The 21,192-nt window shown below is 49.6% G+C and carries 14 protein-coding genes; 3 read left to right on the top strand and 11 right to left on the bottom strand.

The window, feature by feature from the left end; genetic code table 11:
- Positions 1–886 (top strand): proprotein convertase P-domain-containing protein (locus C2M17_RS14085; RefSeq protein ID WP_199776034.1); only part of this gene is annotated, 886 nt, incomplete at its 5' end.
- Here C2M17_RS14085 and C2M17_RS15875 read toward each other — a convergent pair.
- Positions 883–1,056: a hypothetical protein gene (locus tag C2M17_RS15875; protein ID WP_158684034.1), complete on the bottom strand. Its 174-nt coding sequence runs from the start codon at positions 1,054–1,056 to the stop codon at positions 883–885. The two genes, C2M17_RS14085 and C2M17_RS15875, sit on opposite strands and share 4 nt — an antisense overlap.
- A gap of 912 nt (positions 1,057–1,968) precedes the next feature.
- Here C2M17_RS15875 and C2M17_RS14090 point away from each other — a divergent pair.
- Together C2M17_RS14090 and C2M17_RS14095 are read left to right on the top strand one after the other, a co-directional pair.
- A complete protein-coding gene (locus C2M17_RS14090; protein WP_105201360.1) occupies positions 1,969–5,466 on the top strand; it encodes a S8 family serine peptidase in 3,498 nt (1,165 codons plus the stop codon).
- Between the two features lie 125 nt (positions 5,467–5,591).
- The gene (locus C2M17_RS14095; protein WP_158684035.1) at positions 5,592–6,599 is read left to right on the top strand and encodes a proprotein convertase P-domain-containing protein; all 1,008 of its coding nucleotides are present in this window, start codon (positions 5,592–5,594) and stop codon (positions 6,597–6,599) included.
- A 22-nt stretch (positions 6,600–6,621) separates the two neighbouring features.
- Here C2M17_RS14095 and C2M17_RS14100 read toward each other — a convergent pair whose 3' ends face one another.
- The 10 genes from C2M17_RS14100 to C2M17_RS14145 all read right to left on the bottom strand — a co-directional run bounded on the left by C2M17_RS14100 (position 6,622) and on the right by C2M17_RS14145 (position 21,146).
- Positions 6,622–9,768, bottom strand: a complete 3,147-nt coding sequence (locus tag C2M17_RS14100; protein WP_105201362.1) for an HD domain-containing phosphohydrolase — start codon at positions 9,766–9,768, stop codon at positions 6,622–6,624.
- Between the two features lie 117 nt (positions 9,769–9,885).
- A complete protein-coding gene (locus C2M17_RS14105) occupies positions 9,886–10,677 on the bottom strand; it encodes a substrate-binding periplasmic protein (RefSeq protein ID WP_158684036.1) in 792 nt (263 codons plus the stop codon).
- 180 nt (positions 10,678–10,857) lie between these two features.
- On the bottom strand, positions 10,858–11,967 hold the full coding sequence (gene asd / locus C2M17_RS14110; RefSeq protein ID WP_105201364.1) for an aspartate-semialdehyde dehydrogenase: 1,110 nt from the start codon (positions 11,965–11,967) through the stop codon (positions 10,858–10,860).
- A gap of 242 nt (positions 11,968–12,209) precedes the next feature.
- Complete coding sequence (locus C2M17_RS14115) at positions 12,210–14,909, bottom strand: TonB-dependent receptor plug domain-containing protein (protein ID WP_105201365.1); 2,700 nt, start codon at positions 14,907–14,909, stop codon at positions 12,210–12,212.
- Between the two features lie 96 nt (positions 14,910–15,005).
- Positions 15,006–16,607 (bottom strand): hypothetical protein, encoded by a 1,602-nt coding sequence (locus C2M17_RS14120; protein WP_105201366.1) that lies wholly within the window; start codon positions 16,605–16,607, stop codon positions 15,006–15,008.
- 253 nt (positions 16,608–16,860) lie between these two features.
- A complete protein-coding gene (locus tag C2M17_RS14125; RefSeq protein ID WP_105201367.1) occupies positions 16,861–18,174 on the bottom strand; it encodes a tetratricopeptide repeat protein in 1,314 nt (437 codons plus the stop codon).
- 46 nt (positions 18,175–18,220) lie between these two features.
- Positions 18,221–18,826 carry an energy transducer TonB gene (locus C2M17_RS14130; RefSeq protein ID WP_105188932.1) on the bottom strand — a complete coding sequence of 202 codons (606 nt, stop codon included), beginning with the start codon at positions 18,824–18,826 and terminating at the stop codon, positions 18,221–18,223.
- Positions 18,827–18,836: 10 nt separating this feature from the next.
- Positions 18,837–19,247 (bottom strand): ExbD/TolR family protein, encoded by a 411-nt coding sequence (locus C2M17_RS14135; RefSeq protein WP_105201368.1) that lies wholly within the window; start codon positions 19,245–19,247, stop codon positions 18,837–18,839.
- 48 nt (positions 19,248–19,295) lie between these two features.
- Positions 19,296–19,823, bottom strand: coding sequence for a MotA/TolQ/ExbB proton channel family protein (locus C2M17_RS14140; protein WP_105188934.1), 528 nt, complete (start codon positions 19,821–19,823; stop codon positions 19,296–19,298).
- Between the two features lie 3 nt (positions 19,824–19,826).
- Complete coding sequence (locus C2M17_RS14145) at positions 19,827–21,146, bottom strand: MotA/TolQ/ExbB proton channel family protein (protein ID WP_442792612.1); 1,320 nt, start codon at positions 21,144–21,146, stop codon at positions 19,827–19,829.
- Positions 21,147–21,192 lie beyond the last annotated feature (46 nt).

Genomic DNA, 21,192 nt, shown 5'->3' on the forward strand with positions numbered 1-21,192 from the left:
CCTACACACCACAGGCTCGTCAATCGGCTCACAATGGCAACTTAGCAATCCTCTTTTTTCAAACAACCCATTGCGTCTCGCCTCTCGCACCCAACTGCCCTATGCGGCGAAAAGCATCGATGCCTTGGTTAGCGAGAACATATCCGGTGGTACACCAACGGCCAATGGCGCAGCCAAAACGGATAAGCTAGACCCTAAATTTAATTTGCAGTGTGCCAGTTCGGTGCTCACCATCAACGCCGGTGATACCGCCAAGTTCAATTGCGAAAGCCGTATCATCGATGGTTTTAATGGTACATTGCGTCTTTCCTTAGCCTCCTCACTACCTGGGGCCAAACTATCGCACCGCGAAATCAACGCCGGCATGCCCTTTACCCTGGAAGTGCCAACCAAAAACAAAACCCAGTGGGGCGATTATGTGTTTACGATCACCGCCCATAAAGACAACCAGTTAAAACAACAGTCGGTGACCTTAAAGATTCTGCCTCCAGGCGTGCAACCCTACAGTTTCAACAATGACGAGCCGATGAGCATAGTCGACAATGGTGCCGTTGCTCAAGAAAGCGAGATCTTTGTGCCGCAACAAATGAGCACCTTTTCGTTGGCTGTGGAATTGGCGGTACGCCATAGCTGGCGCAGCGATCTTGCCATCGAGCTGGTCTCTCCCGGCGGCAGTGTGCATAGCCTGCATAACCGTAATGGCGGCTCAGGTGATGATATAAATCAAATCTATAAAATAGACACCTTTAACGGCGAGAATGCATACGGCCCCTGGCGGCTGCGTATTATCGACAAGGCTCCGGGCAATGTTGGTGAACTGCGCAACTGGAAGCTGCATTTAGACGGCTTCAGCAGCCTGCCTCATGGACAGCGCCTACTGCGCTAATCGCACAGGCAGTCGTTGATATCTATGGCATCTATTTGCTCGGACAGTAAAAACTGTTCTGCATAGGCCAGGTAAACGTTTTCGGTTAGGAACACGTTAAACAGGGCCCGGTCGATATGCTCATCGGCTACCATAAAAGCTAGAGAAAACGACGGTACCAAAATTGCCATTGTAGCCAACAGCACTCTGCACAGCGATATCTCTGACGCTAGGTAAGCGGCACCCTCACCTCTGAGGCCTGTGAGCAAGGCCCACAGAATGTGCTGCTGAGCAAATGTTCTCTTTCTAACCTGAATAAATCAATTTACAGTCGGACCTTAAGCAGAGCGCATCCCATGGTCTCTACTTTTTCTTTGTATACAGCCTATACATATGCTCTGCACACTCCCCAAGTAACACTCGAGAAATTAACAGCTATAAAACGCATACAAGCAGAGCGCTACGTGCCCGACGCAAACGACAGATGCACCATTAAAATTCCGTATATTGACATCGGGAATGGATCAGAGCCCGCCATAACGGCCGTTTGATGGTGAATCTCTACCAAGAACGAGAGTTCCCCCCCTCTCTGTGCGGCTTTGCTCTACATACTTTGTATACAACATCCTTATAGGGTGGACGCCGCCACCCAGGCTGCCCGTACATAACCCATATACAATTAAGCTTTTTAATCGCATTCCTAAAGAGAAGAAACGCACCCAGGCATCAGCGCATAAATATCACAAAAAACTGAATAACCATTGGTTTTATTGCACTTTTTTCCTGCCAACAAATCCATTGCAAATTGCACATCAATACATAAGAAACAAAAAAGCCTTCGAAAAACTGAAATTATTTTGCCATCACCCCGTAATAAAAACCCCTTTTAAATCATGCAAAAGTATGTATTTACACACCAATTATAAATAAATGTGAATTTTTTGTTTATTATTTATTGATCATATGCAAATAAAGGCATATAAATATATGCATATGGATACAATAAGTGCGAGCGTGCGACGACTTACAGGGAGAATGAAAATGAAGTGGGTGCGTACAAATAAAACAACCATAAGTTAAATTTACACACAACAGGAGATCAGATGATGAAAACGCCCAAGAAGTCATCTTCCAAATTAATAAACGCCCTAGTAGGTACAACACTACTAGCTGGTATCAGCCCTGTAGCCCTAGCGGTTGCTAAAGCACCGTTCAAAGCAACACCTGACTACGATCAACAATCAGTTATCGTTAAGTTCAAACAAAAAGTAGATAAAAAAGATCGTAAAGACCTTACTCGTAATCTAGGCGTATCTTTCAAAGATAAAAACAACGACGGTGTTGATGACCGTTTACGTAACATTGCCAACGGTCGTCTAGCGGTGCTAGAGCTTGGTCAAGGCCGTAAAGTTGATGCGGTACTTGCCAGCCTTCAAAACCACCCACTTGTAGAATACGCAGAGCCTAACTACATAGTACACACTACTGCAGTTCCAAATGATACTTCATATGCAAGCCTTTACGGCATGCAGAAGATTCAAGCTGAAACAGCTTGGGACTATGTAATCGGTGATTCTTCTGTTGTTGTTGGTGTTATCGATACAGGTTTCGATTTCAACCACCCAGACTTGGCTAACAACATCTGGACCAACCCAAATGAAATAGCCGGCAACGGTATCGATGATGACGGTAACGGTTATATCGATGACATCCACGGTATCTCAGCCATCCTAGACAATGGTAACCCGTCTGACACAGGTTCTCACGGTACTCACGTATCCGGTACTATCGGCGCCAAAGGTAACAACAACCTGGGTGTTGTCGGTGTTAACTGGCAAACCAGCATGGTAGGTTGTAGCTTCCTTGGCACAGGCGGCGGTACTCTAGCCGACGGCGTACAGTGTATCGACTATATGATCGGTCTTAAAAATGCCGGTAACAACGTTCGCGTTCTAAACAACAGCTGGGGTGGCGGTGGTTTCACGCAAACGCTTAAAGATGCAATCACAGCAGCCAACAACGCCGATATGCTATTCGTAGCAGCAGCGGGTAACGACTCTGCTGACATCGACAACGGCGGTTTCTACCCTGCGGGTTACGATGTACCAAACGTAGTAGCAGTAGCTTCAACCGATAGCGCCGACAACCTGTCTGGTTTCTCAAACTATGGTGATCAGCTGGTTCACTTGGCTGCACCTGGTTCATTCATCCTGTCAACTACGCCTAACAACAGCTACGACACCTTCAGCGGTACGTCAATGGCCACACCTCACGTAGTTGGCGCTGCAGCCCTGCTCCTTGCGGGCAACCCGAACCTGACTACATCACAGCTAAAAAGTGTATTAATGAATACAGGTGATACGCTTGCGGCTTTGGCAGGTAAAACCATCTCTGGTAAGCGTTTGAACGTTGCCAATGCACTAATCGATTCGGGCGGCGCGGGTCCTTCTTTCTTCATGGAAGCAACGCCAAGTAAATCAACCATCAACCAAGGCGACAGCCAGGCTTACTCAATCGACCTAGTTGCAGCAGGCGGTTTCAACGGCACAGCAACTATGAGCCTGACCAGCATTCCTGCGCTTAACGCTGACGTGGTCTTCGCACAAAACCCGGTTGCGGGCGACACCACGAACACCATGACTATCAATACGACAGCGCAAACTGCGCCTGGTACGTACAATTTGACTGTCAATGCCACTGATGGCAGCGTGTCTAAGAACATCAACCTAGAGCTGAAAGTATGGCCTCAAGGTACAGTTTCTACTATGCTGACCAACAACGAAATCGTGCCTATCAGCGATGACGATCCTTCAAACCCAGCAACCAGCAGCATCAATGTTCCTTACGACATGACGCTAACTCAGGTTGAAGTGTTTGTTGACATCACACACACTTGGGCATCAGACATGGTAGTGTCTGTCATTTCACCAGCCGGCGAAGAAGTTATTCTGCACGACCGTGCGGGTGGTAACGGCACAGGCCTTGTTGGTAACTTTATTCCTACCGAATACGAGTTGGACAACGCACTGGGTGAGTGGCAACTGAAAGTCGTTGATGAAGTTGCAGGCGACACGGGGGCTATCAACAGCTGGTCACTAAAACTAACTGGCGCACCTACAGCTGGCACAGACTTTGCGCCAAACGTACAGATAGCAACTCCTGCTAACCAGGGCGCATTCTTGAACGGTGAAACTATCAGCTTCAGCGCAAGCTCTAACGACACCGAAGACGGCGACCTGACAGCTGGCATCGTTTGGACGTCAAGCATCGACGGTGTAATCGGTAACGGCACTTCATTCACTAAGTCCGACCTTTCTGTAGGCGACCACGTGATCACAGCGACTTCAACAGACTCTGCCGGCCAAAGCAGCAGTGAAACGGTTGAACTGTCTGTTGCTAACGCTAACACTACGGTAAGCGGTGCAAACAACACAGCAATCGCTATGCCTGAGATGGGTGGTAAAGTCTTTACTGAAATCGACCTGCCTACCGGCGTTGCTATCGATGCAATTGAAGTAAATGTTGATATCTCATTTAACTCAGTTCAATACTTGAACGTATGGCTACAGTCTCCAACTGGCACCACGGTTAAACTGGTAACTTGGCGTCAATTCTGGAACGCAGACCTGGTACACACCTTTACACCGGTTGAGTTTGCAGGCGAGTCAAGCATGGGTACATGGCGTCTGTTTGTTGAAGATACGTCAAGCTACACCATGAACGGCGTACTGAACAACTGGAGCATCTCGGTATCAAACGGCAACGCGGTACTTCCGCCTCCGGCTGAAAACCAAGCCCCAGTGATGACTATCAATGCACCTATGGGTGGCACTAGCTTCAACCTAGGTGACAGCATCACCTTCGACGGTACGGCAACCGACGCTGAAGACGGTGACCTAAGCGCAGGTATCAGCTGGTACGATAACTTCAACGGCCTAATCGGTACTGGTGCTCTATTCAGCATCAACACACTAGGCGCTGGTGACCACATCGTGACTGCTATTGCGACTGACTCACAAGACGCGTTCGACCAGGCACAAGTAAGCTTCACTATCGTAGACGCGCCAGCTAACCTAGCACCTGTAGCTGACTTCACGTTCGCCGCTACTGACCTGGACGTACAGTTCAGCGACCTATCTGGTGACACTGACGGTGCGGTAACAACTCACTCTTGGGACTTCGGTGACGGCGCTAGCTCAACTCTAGCTAACCCTTCACACAGCTACACAGCTGCGGGTACTTACACTGTAACCCTAACTGTAAGCGATGATGACGGTGCCCAGCACTCAATCACTAAAGACGTAACTGTGACTGAGCCTGTACCAGTGCCAACTATCTTTGTACAAGGTACAGCTGAAACCGACGGTAACCGAGTAACAACGGATCTATCTTGGACTGCACAAACTGCAACTGAGTTTGATGTATACCGCGATGGTGCCCTAGTTGCCTCAGCTGTGAGAAAAACAGACTACACAGACCGCTTTAACTCAACCGCTACCAGCTTCACTTACCAAGTATGTGAAACTGGCACTGCCAACTGTTCTTTAGAAGAAACCATCGCGGCTTCTCCTAAGTCAAAAGGCAACGGTAAACGTAAGTAAGCTGTAACCCCTGGAAGGCTCTCTAGAGCCTTCCTTTTTCTTCTTAATTTACGTTTATCTCTAGAGCGTAAATCAACAAGAGAAAATAGGGATTGTATTAATGTTCGAAAACCCGGAGCTTTATTGTGGCTAATCTTTCAACCCTGATCCGCTATCCACTGATAGCAACCGCAACCCTAGCTTGTATGCTGGCAAGCGACGCTGACGTTTATGCGGCACACAATATCGATATCAATGACAGCTATGCGCTACACACCACAGGCTCGTCAATCGGCTCACAATGGCAACTTAGCACTCCTCTTTTTTCAAACAACCCTCTACGTCTCGCCTCTCGCACCCAACTGCCCTATGCGGCAAAAAGCATAGATACCTTGGTTGGTGAGAGCATATCCGGTGGTACACCAACGGCCAATGCAGCTGCCAAAAAGGATAAGCTGGACCCTAAATTTAATTTGCAGTGTGCCAGTTCGGTGCTCACCATCAACGCCGGTGATACCGCCACATTCAACTGTAACAGCCGTATCCTTGATGGTTTTAGCGGTTCCTTGCGACTGTCACTTGCTTCTTCGTTACCTGGGGCCAAACTATCGCACCGCGAAATCAACGCCGGCATGCCCTTTACCCTGGAAGTGCCAACCAAAAACAAAACCCAATGGGGCGATTATGTATTTACGCTCACCGCCCACCAGGATAGCCAGTTAAAACAGCAGTCGGTGACCTTAAAGATTCTGCCTCCAGGCGTGCAACCCTACAGTTTTAACAACGACGAGCCGATGAGCATAGTCGACAATGGTGCCGTTGCTCAAGAAAGCGAGATCTTTGTGCCGCAACAGATGAGCACCTTTTCATTGGCCGTGGAATTGGCGGTACGCCATACCTGGCGCAGCGACCTGTCCATCCAATTGGTGTCACCAAGCGGCAATGTGCATAGCCTGCATAACCGTAATGGCGGCTCAGGTGATGACATAAATCAAATCTATAAAATAGACACCTTTAACGGCGAAAATGCATACGGCCCCTGGCGCCTGCGTATTATCGACAAGGCCCCAGGTAATGTTGGTGAGCTGCGCAACTGGAAGCTGCATTTAGACGGCTTCAGCAGCCTGCCTCCTGGACAGCGCCTACTGCGCTAATCGCTCAGGTAGTCATAAATATCTATGGCATCAATTTGCTCGGGCAGTAAAAACTGCTCCGCATAGGCCAATAAACGTTTTCGGTTAGGAACAAATTAAACAGATCCCGATCGATATGCTCATCGGCCACCATCCTCTTCATGATCTTAAGCGCCTGGGACAAGGTTTTCGCCTGCTTGTAAGGCCTGTCATTGGCCGTTAATGCCTCGAAGATATCGGCAATGGCCATGATCTTTGCCGGCAGCGACATTTGCTCGGCGCGCAGTCCTCGCGGGTACCCCTTGCCATCGAGTTTCTCATGATGACCACCAGCATATTCCGGTACCCGAGCCAGCTCCTGGGGTAAAGGCAAGGTTTCCAACATGCGAATGGTGGTGGTGATATGCTCGTTAATAATGTATCTGTCCTCATCGGTTAAGGTACCGCGCGTGATACTCAAATTGGTGAGCTCGCCGAGGTTTTGCTTATTTTCCGGAACCTTCATATTAAAGCCAAAACCCTTGTCGCGAGCGGCGATATCGCGTTGGCGTTTATAAATGTGCTCAGGTTTATCGCTTAACACGGCTTCAAACCCCGGAGTAAAGGGGGCAAAGTCTTCCATATGACGTTGCTCCGCCGGTGACAATCCCACTCGATCGCTTAGCGTGCGATACCAGGTGCGCTCACTGATCTTGTGTAAACGGGCGATATCTTCCTCGGCCATAGCCTCGCCGCCAATATTGCAGCGGGCGATAAACTCGAAATCATCCATGATCTCTCGACGCTGGCCTTGCCACTTTGACGCCAGTTTCTTTTTGTCCTCTGGAGCTGCTTGTAATGCGTGTAAATAGCTTATTTCGGCGTCACGTAACAGCACCTCAAAACGCATACGTAATTCATGAATGCGGTTGTAGATACACTCAAGCTTTGAGCCCTTATCAACTATGTGCTCGGGCGTGGTGATCTTGCCGCAATCATGAAGCCAGGCTGCCACTTCAAATTCGCGCCATTGCTCCTGGGAGCGAAAGCGAAAGTCGGCGAACACCTGGGTTTGACTCTCATGAGCGTGGTGCGCCAGCATCAGAGCCAGCTCCGGCACCCGGGCACAGTGGCCGCCGGTATAGGGAGATTTTTCATCTATGGCCTGGGCTATCAACTGTATAAAAGAGTCGAGCAGTTCTTTTTGCCCGGCCTCGAAGTCACAAATGGACTCGGACATATTGACCAGAGATTGCGACAGCTGGTGGATTTCTTCTATGTGTGAGGAGACATAATGCACTTCGTTATAGTTGCGATGACTGATCTTTTGGTTTTCTTCGATCAATCGTTGGATCGGACTGGCCATGGCTCGGGCCAATTGGGTGATCAGCAGAAGCACCAGGGCTAACACAGCGAGAGTGATGATAATAGCGTTACGCACATAGGTGTTGAGCTGAGCAAAGGCCTGACGCTCGCTCACCAAAAACGCCAGATACTCACGGCTGTTGCTCTTCATCAAGCCAGTGATGGCGCTAACATATATCAAATGCTGTTCGCCGTTAAGGCTAATGCTGTGCAACTTATTATGGCTGTTAACGTCTTTTGCCAGGGCAAGTATTTTTGGCGATGGTACCTGGGTTAAGGCCTGGGTACCTTGGTGATCTTGGCCGTCAAAGCGCAGCCATTTTTGCTCTAAAGCGGTTAGAATTTGCGGCTCCAGCTCTGCTTGCGCCTTATCTATCAGGGGAATGAGCTCGGCCAAGTCCTGGCGCACAAAATGATGTAAACCAAACTCGGTTCGGCCCTTAAACTCTTCCACTTCGGCACTGCGATGCAGGGTATCGATAAAAAAGTACTTTTCGATATATTGCAACACCACTTTTAGGTCGAACACTGCATCGACCTCACCGCGCTCTAGGGCACGCATGGCCGTCAGCGTATCCTTGTATTCGATAAACTCCGCCTGCGGCAGTTGCTGGCGCAAAAAGCGAGTTATGGCATAACCTTTTTGCGCGGCAATACGCTTGCTTGCCAAGGCCGAAAGTTGCGGCGTCGCTGCCAAGGCAGGATCATCGGTGGCAAACACCACTTCGGGCGCATAATAAGGCCCGGCAAAGGCACCAAACTCTAAGCGTTGTTCGGTCTTCATCAGTCCCAGCAGCATATCAATTTGCCCCTGCTGTAGCTGTGTAATTAGCTCCGGAAAGCTATAGCCGTTGATCAGTTGCAGTTCAATACCGAGCATGGCGGCGATCAACTGCATATGTTCTAGGCCATATCCGCGCGGTTGCCCTGACAGGTTATATTCAAACGGCGGATAATCGTCCATCACCCCGACTCTGAGCGTGCCTATGCTATCCATTACAGCTAGCTCGTCGACCGACAAGGGTATTTTTTCACTCGGGGCAATAACCGGCTCTTCGCTGCCAAGACGCTGCGCTCGCAGTACCCCATTGCCATCGAACATATAGGCCTGCGCGCCCTGTTGGTAACCTTCAATGGCCATATATTGCGCCAACGAGGATAAAATAATGGTGGTGCCAAATACATCCCCTTGCTCACTTCTAATCGAGTAACTGCTGCCCGGCTGGCCGACAAAGCTAAACATGTAGGGTGGCATTTTATGCACGGATTGGCTGCCCGCCTCCTTAAACCAAGGCCGAGCCGTGGCATTATATTGAGTGCTCTGAACCTCACTGTGGCGGATACTCAGGTCGCTGTTAAGATAGCTAATGGTTTGCTCGCGCCCTGCGGCTGCGTCTGTCACCCGTAACAACACCCAGCGGTCACTGGGCGCCGCGCCCCATAGCTGACGCAAGTTCCGGGCCGACTCTAAGTTCGACAGCTCAAGATAATCGCCGTTGGCAAAACCGATAAATAAAGAAAAGACCTTGGGATTGCCCTCCAACAAGCTACTAAAAGCCAACAATTGCTGCTTACTCAGGTGTACGGCACTGAGCTCCCGGTTACCGAAACTATGCTTTAGGCTACGAGCCAGGCCCAGGGCACTTTGCTCCTGCAGCAGTGCCTGCTCGCTGCTATTAGCGGCAATACCCTGAAACTTTTCCTGGGCGCTGCTCTTGGCCAGGTTGTTACTGAATACAAACTGCAGACCAATGGCCACCAAGGCGGTGAAGGCGCAGGCCACGACAAAGGAGGTGATCAGGGTGACACGTATGGTGAAACGGGTTCGTTTGGGAGCAACATCCATAAGTTTGAGCAGTCACACGATAAAAAATTAGCTAGTTCAAGCTTAATACAAATTTGGATTTTTTCTTTAAGATCAGAGCGTCCCAAGGGGATTTGGGCTGAAATCAGGGCAAAAGGATTAGTGCGAGTGGTTTATTTGGCTTGTGCTGTATTTACCTATGATCTCCTCAAGTGCACCGCTGGATTGCAACTGGCCTAACAGCCTGTTGGTGTACATCATGTTTATTTTGCCGTTATCGTTACGGGGAAAACGAAACTGATAGGGCGCGATATGAACCGCAAAGCTCGACTTTATCAGGCCCTTTGTCAGCTCGGGATGCTTGACGGCCAAATAATCGAATACCAGCGCCGACATCACCACCGCCTCAACACCACTGTGCTCGGCGTTTTGCAGTGCTTTAATCATATTCAAATCACTGTAAAAGTTTTTTCGCCTTAACTTGGCTTTATCGAACAAGGGCTCCAGGCTCGGATAGGTATATTCATAGCGTCCCGCTACCAGCAGGGCCTGCTCCCGAGCTTGGGAAAATGCCACGAGCTCATCCAGGCTCTTAAACGCCTGCTCTGAATTGGCGCGCATCACCAGAATATCCTTAACCTCGGCAATAGGCTCACTCCAGTAATAGTTATCACCGTCTTTACACCAGGTTTGCGAGTCAAAAAGGAAATCCAATTGTCCTTCGGCGAGGAGTTTTAAGGAATGGCGGGCATAGGGAGTAGCAACATAGGCGTGATCGCTGGTTCGGTTCATGGCCTTAAGCATATCGGGAATAATGCCCTGCATGGGCTCACCGGTAATGCTAAAAGGCGGAAAATGATCCGGAAAAGCGCCCTTGAGTTCATGGGCAAAACTGGTGTGAGTGGCCAGTACCACCAGCGACAAAAGCAGCGCACTTAACACCTTAGTCATCCTTTCCTTCTTGCCTTCGAGAAAGCGCATCAATTTACCAGTCATAGACAGAGTATATCCCTATGTATCAGACTGTTACCTAGATTTATGCTAGGCGACAATGGGACGATTGTCCACCGCCATCGGGCATTATAAGGCACTAAAAAAGCGGCACTCAGGCCGCTTTTCGGGATTCATTGTTTATCCGCAGATGATCCGCAACATGCGACGCAGCGGCTCGGCGGCTCCCCACAAGAGTTGGTCGCCCACGGTAAAGGCGCTGATGTACTTTGGCCCCATGCTCAATTTGCGAATACGGCCTACCGGAATACGCAGGGTCCCCGCCACATTTACCGGCGTAAGCTCCTTGCTCGATGTCTCGCGGTCGTTAGCAATTACCTCAACCCAGTCGTTATGGGCACCAAGGATCTCTTCAATCTCGCTGACGCTGATATCTTCGCGTAACTTGATGGTTAGCGCCTGAGCATGGCAACGCATCATGCCGACACGCACACATAAACCATCGACGGGAATAGGCTGTTTGCTGGAGCCTAGAATTTTATTGGCTTCAACCTCGGCTTTCCATTCTTCCTTGCTTTGCCCCGACGGCATGGGTACATCAATCCAGGGGATCAAGCTGCCAGCCAGCGGCACACCGAACTGGTCGCAGGCCAAGGAGCCGTCTTGCATTTTAGTCGCAACCTTTTTATCTATATCGAGAATAGCGGCACTTGGGTCTTGCACCTGTTCTGCCACCACATCATGGAGTTGCCCCATTTGCACCAGCAGCTCTTTCATGTTGCGGGCACCGGCACCGGAAGCCGCCTGGTAGGTCATGGGGCTGACCCATTCGATCAAATCGCGTTCAAATAATCCGCCCAGGGCTAATAACATTAAGGAAACGGTACAGTTACCGCCGACAAAGGTTTTAACGCCCTGCTCCAGGCCTTGCTCGATCACATCCTTATTTACCGGGTCGAGCACAATAATGCTTTCATCGCTCATACGCAGTGCCGAGGCGGCATCGATCCAATAGCCCTGCCAACCCTTATCACGCAGGCTTTGGTAAACTTCATGGGTGTAGTCGCCACCCTGACAGGTCAATATGATGTCCATTTGCGCCAGCGCTTCAAGATCATAGGCACTTTGCAATGGCTTAGGGGTACCGGCAATGTCCGGACCCAACTGGCCGGTTTGCGAGGTGGTAAAAAAGGTCACGTCAATATGCGCAAAGTCCTGCTCTTGTTGCATGCGCTCAAGCAGTACGGAACCAACCATACCGCGCCAGCCGACTAGGCCTACTTTATTCATTACTTTTTCCTTTTGAAAAATAAGTTCAACATATTGCGTGAGTCCCCTAGATCCAGAGCTAAGCTCTGAGATGAGTACAGACCTAGGTATGGGCTGACAATAACACTGCTTAGCGCTTTACTCTAGTGGCAGGACTACAACTTAAATTTATTTCATATATTGGGCGGTTTTTTACGCCTGTGACAAGGCTAGGGGCATAAAAAAACCCGGAACTTCCGGGTTTTTAATTTAAGAGTTAAGGGTTAGAACTCGTAAGAGTAACTCAAGCTAAACTCAACGCCTTCGTCCTTAGAACGAACGATAACGTCAGATTGCGTTACTTCAACGTCTTCATCTAGCAGGTTCTTCACCTTAAACTTCACTTTAGAATTAAAGTCTGGGTAGAAGGTGTAAACCAAATCCAATGAGTGGAACGGTTGCTCATAAGCATCATCACGACCATTCACACCGGCTGCCAGAATACGCTCGCCAAACACGTTGTACACCAAGGAAGCACTGTGCATGCCATCGAGTGAATCATAGTTCAGCTGCATATTGACCACGTATTCCGAGTGACCCGTCATACGCTTGGTAGGATTGGTCAAGGTACCCGCAAAGGCCGGATCAATCGAGGCTTCCGAATCACTCAAGGTGATGTTACCACTGGTGAATAGGCCATCGGTAACAAAGGTCAGATCCTGTAACCACTCCGCTTCGATACCATAGACTTCCGCGGTTTCACCGTTTACAAAGGTAGCTGAATAATCTTCATCACCAATCTTTAAGATGGTTTCGATTGGCGCATCGATATCCTTATAGAAGGCCGCCACACTTACCGAGTTACCGGCTTCGCCGTAATACTCGTAACGTAAGTCGAAGTTCTTGATTGGGCTACTCTTTAACCCGGTACGACCAAAGGTACGTATATCCGTTAACGGGTCATAATAGGTGACCGGTACGATTTCACGGAAATCCGGGCGAACCACGGTTTCACCGTAACCGGCACGCACCTGGTAGCTGTCGCTGCCGATATAAGTAAGTGACAGTGCTGGATACCAATCATCTTCGATAATGGTACCTGCTTCGATTTTTTCCGGATCGTAATAGGTATTAAGATCGTCGGCATCGAAGATCAGGCTCGAAGTACCGATTGAGCTTTGCTTAAACTCTTCGTAACGTACACCACCGCTGATACGCAGCCATTGATCATAGAGCACATCGAATGAGGCATAACCGGCATCGATTTTCTGCGCGGCAATATAGTCATCCGCATCAGGCGCTGTTGGCTCGTTAAAATCAACCAGGATAGCGTTATCGTCGATAAAGCCATCGCTTAGGTATGAACTGTTATCAAGCGGACTTTGTGAGCCATCGTTGATTTCAATACCGGCGCCGGCACTGTTGTTGATGGCAAAGCTTGAGGTGTTGAAAACACGGGCACGATCAGAGAAGTCATAACCGGCTTTAAGCTCAACGTCCATTGACTCAAAGCTCAGCGGCAGCGTGAGGTTACCGCCATATGATTTAACGCGTTCTTCCATGTCGGTGTAGGACATGATCACACGGTTATCATCACCGGTAATTTCAGAGCCTGTATAGGCGCCATTGCTGTCATAACGGTCGCGGAATTCAAAGTCGACATTGGTTGGGATGTCCGTAGTCGCTTTTGACTCTGTGTATTGCCAATCCGCGCCAATGCCCCAGTAATCCATAAAGGTATGCTGGCCGATAAACTGAGTCACGTTAAGCTGACGCTCTTCGTAGTTAAACTCATGATTACGGTTAGCGATGCCGTCACCGACTATGGTGTAGGTCGAACTACCCGCCGGGCTTTGTGAAATAGCGATTTCAGACTCGTCTTCGTTATCGACGATGTACATCTGCTGTGCCGACACACTGTGCGTGCCCAAGGTGTAACCAAGACTGAAGGTACCATTGTAACGCTCGTTCTCTATGGTCACTTTTGAGTCTTTAAAGGTCTCAAAGCATGAGCTTTTAACATCGTCGGCACTTTCGAGCTTAGTACTACAATCGCTTTTTACTTCCTTGGCGATAACAGAACTAAAACGCTCTTCGAAATCCCACTCATTGGTATAACCACCAGAGAGCATAAAGCCGATGTTGCCGCCAAAGAATGACTCTTCAAAGCTATCTCCCCAATGAGCTTTAACATTGTACTCTGGGTCAAGAGATTCATCTTTTAGGGCATAATCACGGGGCAATGACTTTAGCAACATATTGTTAATTGCCGTGGCCTGCTCGGCGCGAGAAAGGTCGCCGTCAACCAGGTTATCGCGGTCAACAATATTGCCAATGCTGAAATCACCATGGTAGCGCACAATCGCGTCTTTTAACGCTTGTGGTACGCCATTTTCATTGCGGTTATAAGTGTAACCATCGTCCGCGGCCGTGTTGTAAGCAACACCCAGTTCGATACCTGCGGTAAACTCGCTCGGGGCCGACTTGGTACGAATATCGATATTACCGCCACCAAAGGCTGCCGGCATATCCGGCGAATACGCCTTTTGTACCGCCATACTTTCGATAATGCTGGCCGGGAAAATATCCAAAGGAATAACGTTACGGGTTAAGTCCGGGCTTGGAATATAAGCGCCGTTTAAACGTGCACTTGAGTAACGCTCACCCAGGCCACGTACGTAAATAAATTTACCATCAACCAGGGTCAAGCCGGTTACTCGGCGCAAGGCCGAAGCCGCATCGCTATCACCTGTGCGTGATAATTGCTCGGCACCCAGAATATCGGCAACGAAGGCTTGGTTTTTACGCTCTTCGATCACCGCTGCCGCACTGCCTTGCAAACGCGTACCAACGGCAACCACTTCTTCTAGTTCTTGGTTGTCGGCGCTCTGCACTTCTTCTGCCGCCACTAGGGCGCTAGATTGTGCCAATAAGCCAAGGCCAACAGCCCAAGCTAATTTATCTAGCCTATGTTGTTTTGCCATGTTCTACATCCTAATCAGTTTATACAAAACAGGCGCCCGATGCTTGTTATGCAAGCCCCAAGGCGCCTTCGCTTAAATGTTCAAGGGGTGACTAAATTAGTCTTCAGATGACGCTGTAAGAGCCGCTTCTACCCACTTGTACCAGCTTGAGTCTGTATCTTGATCAGATACCGCGCCGATGTAGTCAACTGAATCGAAGAAAGCACCTAGTTCGCTTAAGTCGTTCGCAGTTACAGTTACGTCTGTTGATGCTGTGTTAGTCGCAAAACCGTTGTCAGCAAGTAGCGCTACGTCATCGGTTAGGATTTGGCTAGCACCGCCGTTTTCGAACCAAGTCGCCTTGCTTTGTGCTGCAAGAGGGCCACCAACAAAGGTGTCAGAGTCAGCAAAGTTTGACGAACATGCCATTACTGAGCTGGTGAAGCTGATCTTGTCTGCTTCTTTTTCACCATCGCTTGAGAACTCGATACAGCTGGTGTTAACAGCGTTTTGCTTAACGATAACAGTATTGAATAGGCGCGCGTTGAACTGGTCGTCGAACTTAAACGCCTGTGAAGGGTCATCATCACGTACCGAGCTAGCATCAGTAGTTACTACAGTTACGTTAGCAATCGTTGGGTTAGAAGGTGCAACCTGGGCAGAAGATGAACCTTTCACACCGTCAGATTCAAAGCCGTTGTTACCCATGTTTACCACGGTACCATCGTTTAGAGTCACTGTGCCGTGCTTAACGAATAGGTACTGAGCCGCACCCTGCCAGCCAGCGTCAAAGTCGAATGAATCGTCTTGCGTGTCTGTTACTACGATGTGCTTAAGCGTTGTTGCACCACCGAAGATTTCAACACCATCGTCGAAGCCCTGGTGAATGTGAATGTAGTCAAACGCAGAGCCTGAGCCTACCGCGTTAAGCGTTAGTGAGTTAAGGTCATCACCTTCACCACCGACACGTGGACCTGAACCGGCATACCAGATTTTCGCCCACTTGATGCTACCACTTGAATCGGCATTGTTGTTACCCCCGTAGTAGCTGGTGATACCTTCAGAAGCAACGTTACAAGTACCGCCATCACGCTCAGCGTCGGTACAGTGGTCGGTGATACCCTGACCATTGATGATGATGCCACCCCAGTCCGCGTAACGTGCGCCGTTACCTGCGCTATCGAAACGATCGAAAGCGTTAGCTGAAGTGAAAGTGATTGGTTTTTCTTCTGTACCTATGGCTTGGATTTTCGCGCCACGAGCGATACGGATAATGGCTTCACCAGATTGGAACGCAAGCGTTGCACCCGGCTTAACTGTCATTGTTGGGCCGTTTGCTGGAACTTCAAAGCCATTTGAAGTATCACCATCTGCACCGATTTGTAGTGCATCAGCAAAAAGGTGAACACCACCTTCAGGCAGCTCTTCAAAGGTAATGTTGCTGGTGATAGAGATTGTTTTGCTTGCGAATGAGTCATTGTATACACAGTCATTACCGCTAGCTGTACCTTCTACCGTACCCGCAGCTGTTTCATAGCTAGCACAAAGAATTTCGTCTTCGCCAGTACCGCCAGAGTTATTATTTGAGTTGTTAACACTGTTGTCGGTATTGGTGCTGTTATCGTTAACCGTAGGGGTGATCTCAATATCGCCACCACAAGCTGCAAGTGTTACAGCAGAAGCCACAAGGCTGACTTTGAAAAAGTCTGAAAGTTTCATCATAAACTCCGTAGTTCAAAAATTTTATATTGTTAGCGCAGTTATTTAGCTGATGGTTAAGATACGGAAGGTTTATGACACTCGGGTGACACAAATTTAAAGAAATGGTTACATTATTAATTTTTATAACTCATTGTAAAAACGAAAAAAGCCACCCTTAGGCGGCTTTGGTGTTGCGATTATATTTCAAGAAAAGGTTATTTTTATTCTAAAACAAAGAAATAGAAATAAAATAATCAAACCCATTTATAGATTATAAAAGCGCTTGTTTTAATGTCTCTGCGTGTAATTTTTCGTTCTTCACGTATTTGATCCATTGTTGGGCTAAACGCTCAGAGCGCTTGTGCTTTTCAGCCTGCTCGAATGCCAAAATAGAGGCATCGAAGTTTTGCAGGTTAAATTGCGCCATCCCCAGGGCCACATAGGCGTTCGACTCAAAGTCCAGTCCACCCTTATCCAGCGCCTCACGGGCGGCATCGGCTGCCTCGGAGAAAAGCTCAAGGTTGATATACACCTCAGCCAGGCGCTGATCATAAATACCCGACCGCTCGGCTGCTGCGGCTTTCTCAAAGAAGCCGATGGCCTTGCGCTCTTCCTTGGCTTGCACATAGGCTTCGGCGATAAAGGCATTGTTTTTGACATTGTCTTCAACCACGCCCTTAGCCTGGGCCTGTTTCATCACCTTGGCCGCTTTGTAGGGCAAGCCGTTAAACATATAGATTTGTGCCAGGTTGCGCAGGTCGCCCTTGGTTTTGAGATAACCCTGCTGATAGGCTGCCTCTATGGTGTCCAACTGGTCTTTTTCGCGCCCTACTTCACCGTACATACCGCTTAGCTGTACCCAGTATTCCGGCTTGTTATATAGGGCTATCATCTTTTCAAGAACGCTGACCACCATTTCCGGCTGCTGCAGCGAGTAGTAAAGAGCACGTTGCAAGACCAGCCAGTTTTCTTTTGGGGTTTTGCCATCTTTTTCGGCCAGGGTAATGGCCGTGTTGATGGCGCCCAGGGCGTCATCATACTTGTTCATCTGGTAGAAGGCCTGAGACTTAAGCACATAATAGCTGTCCGGCTTGGGCTTGGTATTGACCTTATCCCATCTGTTTAAATAGGCAACCGAGCCCTGGTAGTCTTCATTGGCCATAGACAACTGCGCCAACGAGAACAAGGTGCTCAACTGCAACGACTCGGGAATGGCGTCTTCGGCAACCACCTGCTCAAACGCCTTAATGGCTTCGGGCAAACGGTTTTCGTTGTAATAGATAAAGCCGTAGAAGTTATACATCATGGCTTTTTCATAGGCGTTCATGCTTGATGAGCGCTCTTTCACCGAATCCAGTGCCGCCAGACCGCCGGCCACATCGCCGTCATCGGCCATTTTTTGCGCCCGCGCCAGTTGGCTGTACACCTTATCGCGCAGCGCCGGTACGCGCTTGGTTTTAGGCTCGCCTTGCTCGGCATGGGCAGAGGCCAGGGCCACACCCGGGATCATGCTGGCCATGCTCGGCAGCACTAAGGTCGCCGATGTTAAGCCGGCAAAAAGAAACAGTGAGTTCAACGTGTTCATAGTAAACCTCTAAAATCGCAACCTGTGCCCCGCAGGGCACAGTTTATTAACCATTAATCTCGAAGCTGATGCGGTTTTGTACACCGCCTACTTCCACCGCTTCGCCATTGACGATGCGCGGCTTATATTTAAACTTGAGCGCGGCATCCATGGCGGCACGGTCAAAGATTGACTCGGGCTCGGCCTTAAGTACCTTGGGGTCGCGCACCGTGCCCTGCTTGGTTACGGTGAATTCAACGATCACATAGCCTTCAATACCCCGCGACAGGGCACGACGCGGATACACGGGCGACACCTTAACGATAGGCAGGTATTCGCCGTCGCTGCTTTCCAGTGCCAAACCATTACCTAGGTCGACATCGGCGCTGATATCGGCGCTAAAGTCGAAGTTGGCATTGCTGGCATTGGCGTCGCTACTTTGTGTTTGCGGTGACTCAAGCGGCGGTGGTGGCTCTTTGGGCGTAGGTGGCTTTTGCGGTTTACGCTCTTTTTTCTCCACCGTTTCTTCTTGCTTCAGGCGCACGAAGTCAAGCACGTTGCCTTTGGCCGGTTCGGTCATCGCGCCTTCACCGCCGTTGATCAGCGCCTGCATGCCCAAAAACAGCATAAAGGTCACGACCGCGGCGATAATTAAAGCGATTAAATAACGCATCTATCGCTCCTTAGGCTTCTTGCGCGGCGATGGATACATCAAACACACCGGCGGCGCGGGCGGCGTCCATTACCTTGATCAGGGTGTCCGTGGTGGCCTTTTTATCGGCCTGGATCACTACACTGCCCTGTGGGTTTTCCGCTTTTAGGCGCTCGATATTGGCCTGTACCGCACGTACGTCTACCTGGCGCTTGTTGATCCAAATTTCGCCTTCATCGGAAATGGCTACCAAGATGCTGGCACGTTCCTTCTTCACCGCGGTGGCGGCTTCAGGGCGGTTTACATCGATACCCGCTTCTTTAACGAAGGAGGCGGTAACGATAAAGAAGATAAGCATGATGAAGACCACGTCGAGCATGGGCGTCATGTTGATTTCTTCGGCTTCGTCTTCTTGAAAAATTTTACCTAATGGGGCTCTCATTTTACTCTCCTTGCCTGCGCCAAAGCGCAGGCAGATAATCATCGCAACTTAGTGGTCCAGGACCATCTTGTCTTCTAACAATTCGACTTCTCGTTTGGCGCGGCGCTGTAAAAAGGTCGAGGCAAATACCCCGGATAGCGCGCCAACCATGCCGGCCATGGTAGGGATGGTCGCTTTGGACACCCCCGAGGCCATGGAGCGAGCACTGCCGGTGCCGGTAACCGCCATCACATCGAATACCTCGATCATGCCGGTAACCGTACCTAACAAACCAAGCAGTGGACACAAGGCCACCATCACGTTGATCAAAGCCAGGTTGGTGTTTAGCTTCATCCCTGCTCTTGAGATCATCGCTTGGCGAATTTGCTCGGCATTCCAGCTATTGCGCTCCGGACGGTTGTACCAATCGGACCGCACCGATTTTTTGTACTTCACATAACCACCGAAGAAGTACATAAAGCGCTCAAGTATTAGCAACCACATGGCGAAGATGAGGATGCCGATGACCAGGAGAACCTGGCCACCTGTGTCGAGAAAATCACGAATTGCATTGATCCAATCAATCAATAGCACCATGATTTACGCTCCTTTTTCGCTGCGCTCAGCAATCAGGCCGGCACTTTGCTCTTGTAGAATCAACAGCAGGTTCTTAGAGCGCGTGTTCAATAGCGTGTAAAGGAATACAGTCGGAATAGCCACAACCAGACCCAATACCGTAGTTACCAGGGCTTGCGAGATACCGCCGGCCATGAGTTTAGGGTCACCGGTACCAAATAAAGTGATGGCCTGGAAGGTGTTGATCATACCGGTTACCGTACCCAGTAGACCCAGCAGTGGGGCAACCACAGAGATGATCTTAATGAGCGTCAGGTTACGAGTGATCTTCGGCATTTCACGCAAAATGGCTTCCGATAGCTTCAGCTCTAATGTGTCGTGAGCAACATCGGGATATTGATCTTTAACCTTCATCACACGGCCAAGCGGGTTGTCATCACGAGCTACGCTGTCTTTAAGCTGACGACGGATTTTGCCACCGATAAGCATCAGCGAGATAAAGCGCTCAAGGGCGATGATCAGTGCCAAGGCACCTACCGCAAGGATCACATAACCTACCGTGCCACCTTGGTGTACACGCTCTTCGGTATCCGGGGCTTGTACCAATAGGCCCAGGATTGAACCACCTGTTGGGTCAAGGGCGAACTGCACAAAACCGTCTTTTGACTGTTGTAGCTCGGCGGCACTTGAGGTGTAACGGGCAACCGGCTGACGCGTTAGCTCAGACAAGGTGTTGGTTACATTGTTGTATTCAAGGTATTTGCCATCGGCAACCAGGTTAAAGGCACCGACACGCAACACTTCTTTGCTCTCTTTGGCGCCACCGGCGACGATCACTTCGGTGTTAAAGCGTGATACCTTGCCCTGCTCTGTCATTTCGCGCTGTAGTTCGAACCACACCTGCTCGATGTCTTCGATAGAAGCAAGCTTGGAGGTTGAGCCCATTTGCTGCGCGAGATCATCCATAAATACATCACGACCTTGCAGCTCGGCGGAAACCACAGAAGTAGCAAACTTGTTTGAGCTGTCACCGGCCACCTGTTGCAGCACACCGAATAGCTCTTTTAACGTACCCATGCGGTTTTGCAGGGTGTCGCTTAGCTGTGCCAGTTTCACTTCATTGTCTTCAAACGCGGTTTCTAAACGCTCAGACTCTTGCAGCTTGGCGTTACGTGTTTGCTCGGCGCTGCGCAACATTTGTAGTTGCTCGCTTTGACGGGCCAGGAAGGCCTTTTCACGCTCCTCGTTTTCTTGAGACTGAGCAATCTTGCCCTGCTGTAGGGTCTTTAATAATGCGTCCAGGTCCATGGCGTCATTGGCCATCGCCGCGTGCGACATTGCCATAGTGGCCACTAATGCGGCGCTTTGGGTAAATTTTTTCACTAATTTC

It is taken from the genome of Pseudoalteromonas sp. T1lg10, from assembly GCF_002964545.1.
Classification (GTDB): domain Bacteria; phylum Pseudomonadota; class Gammaproteobacteria; order Enterobacterales; family Alteromonadaceae; genus Pseudoalteromonas.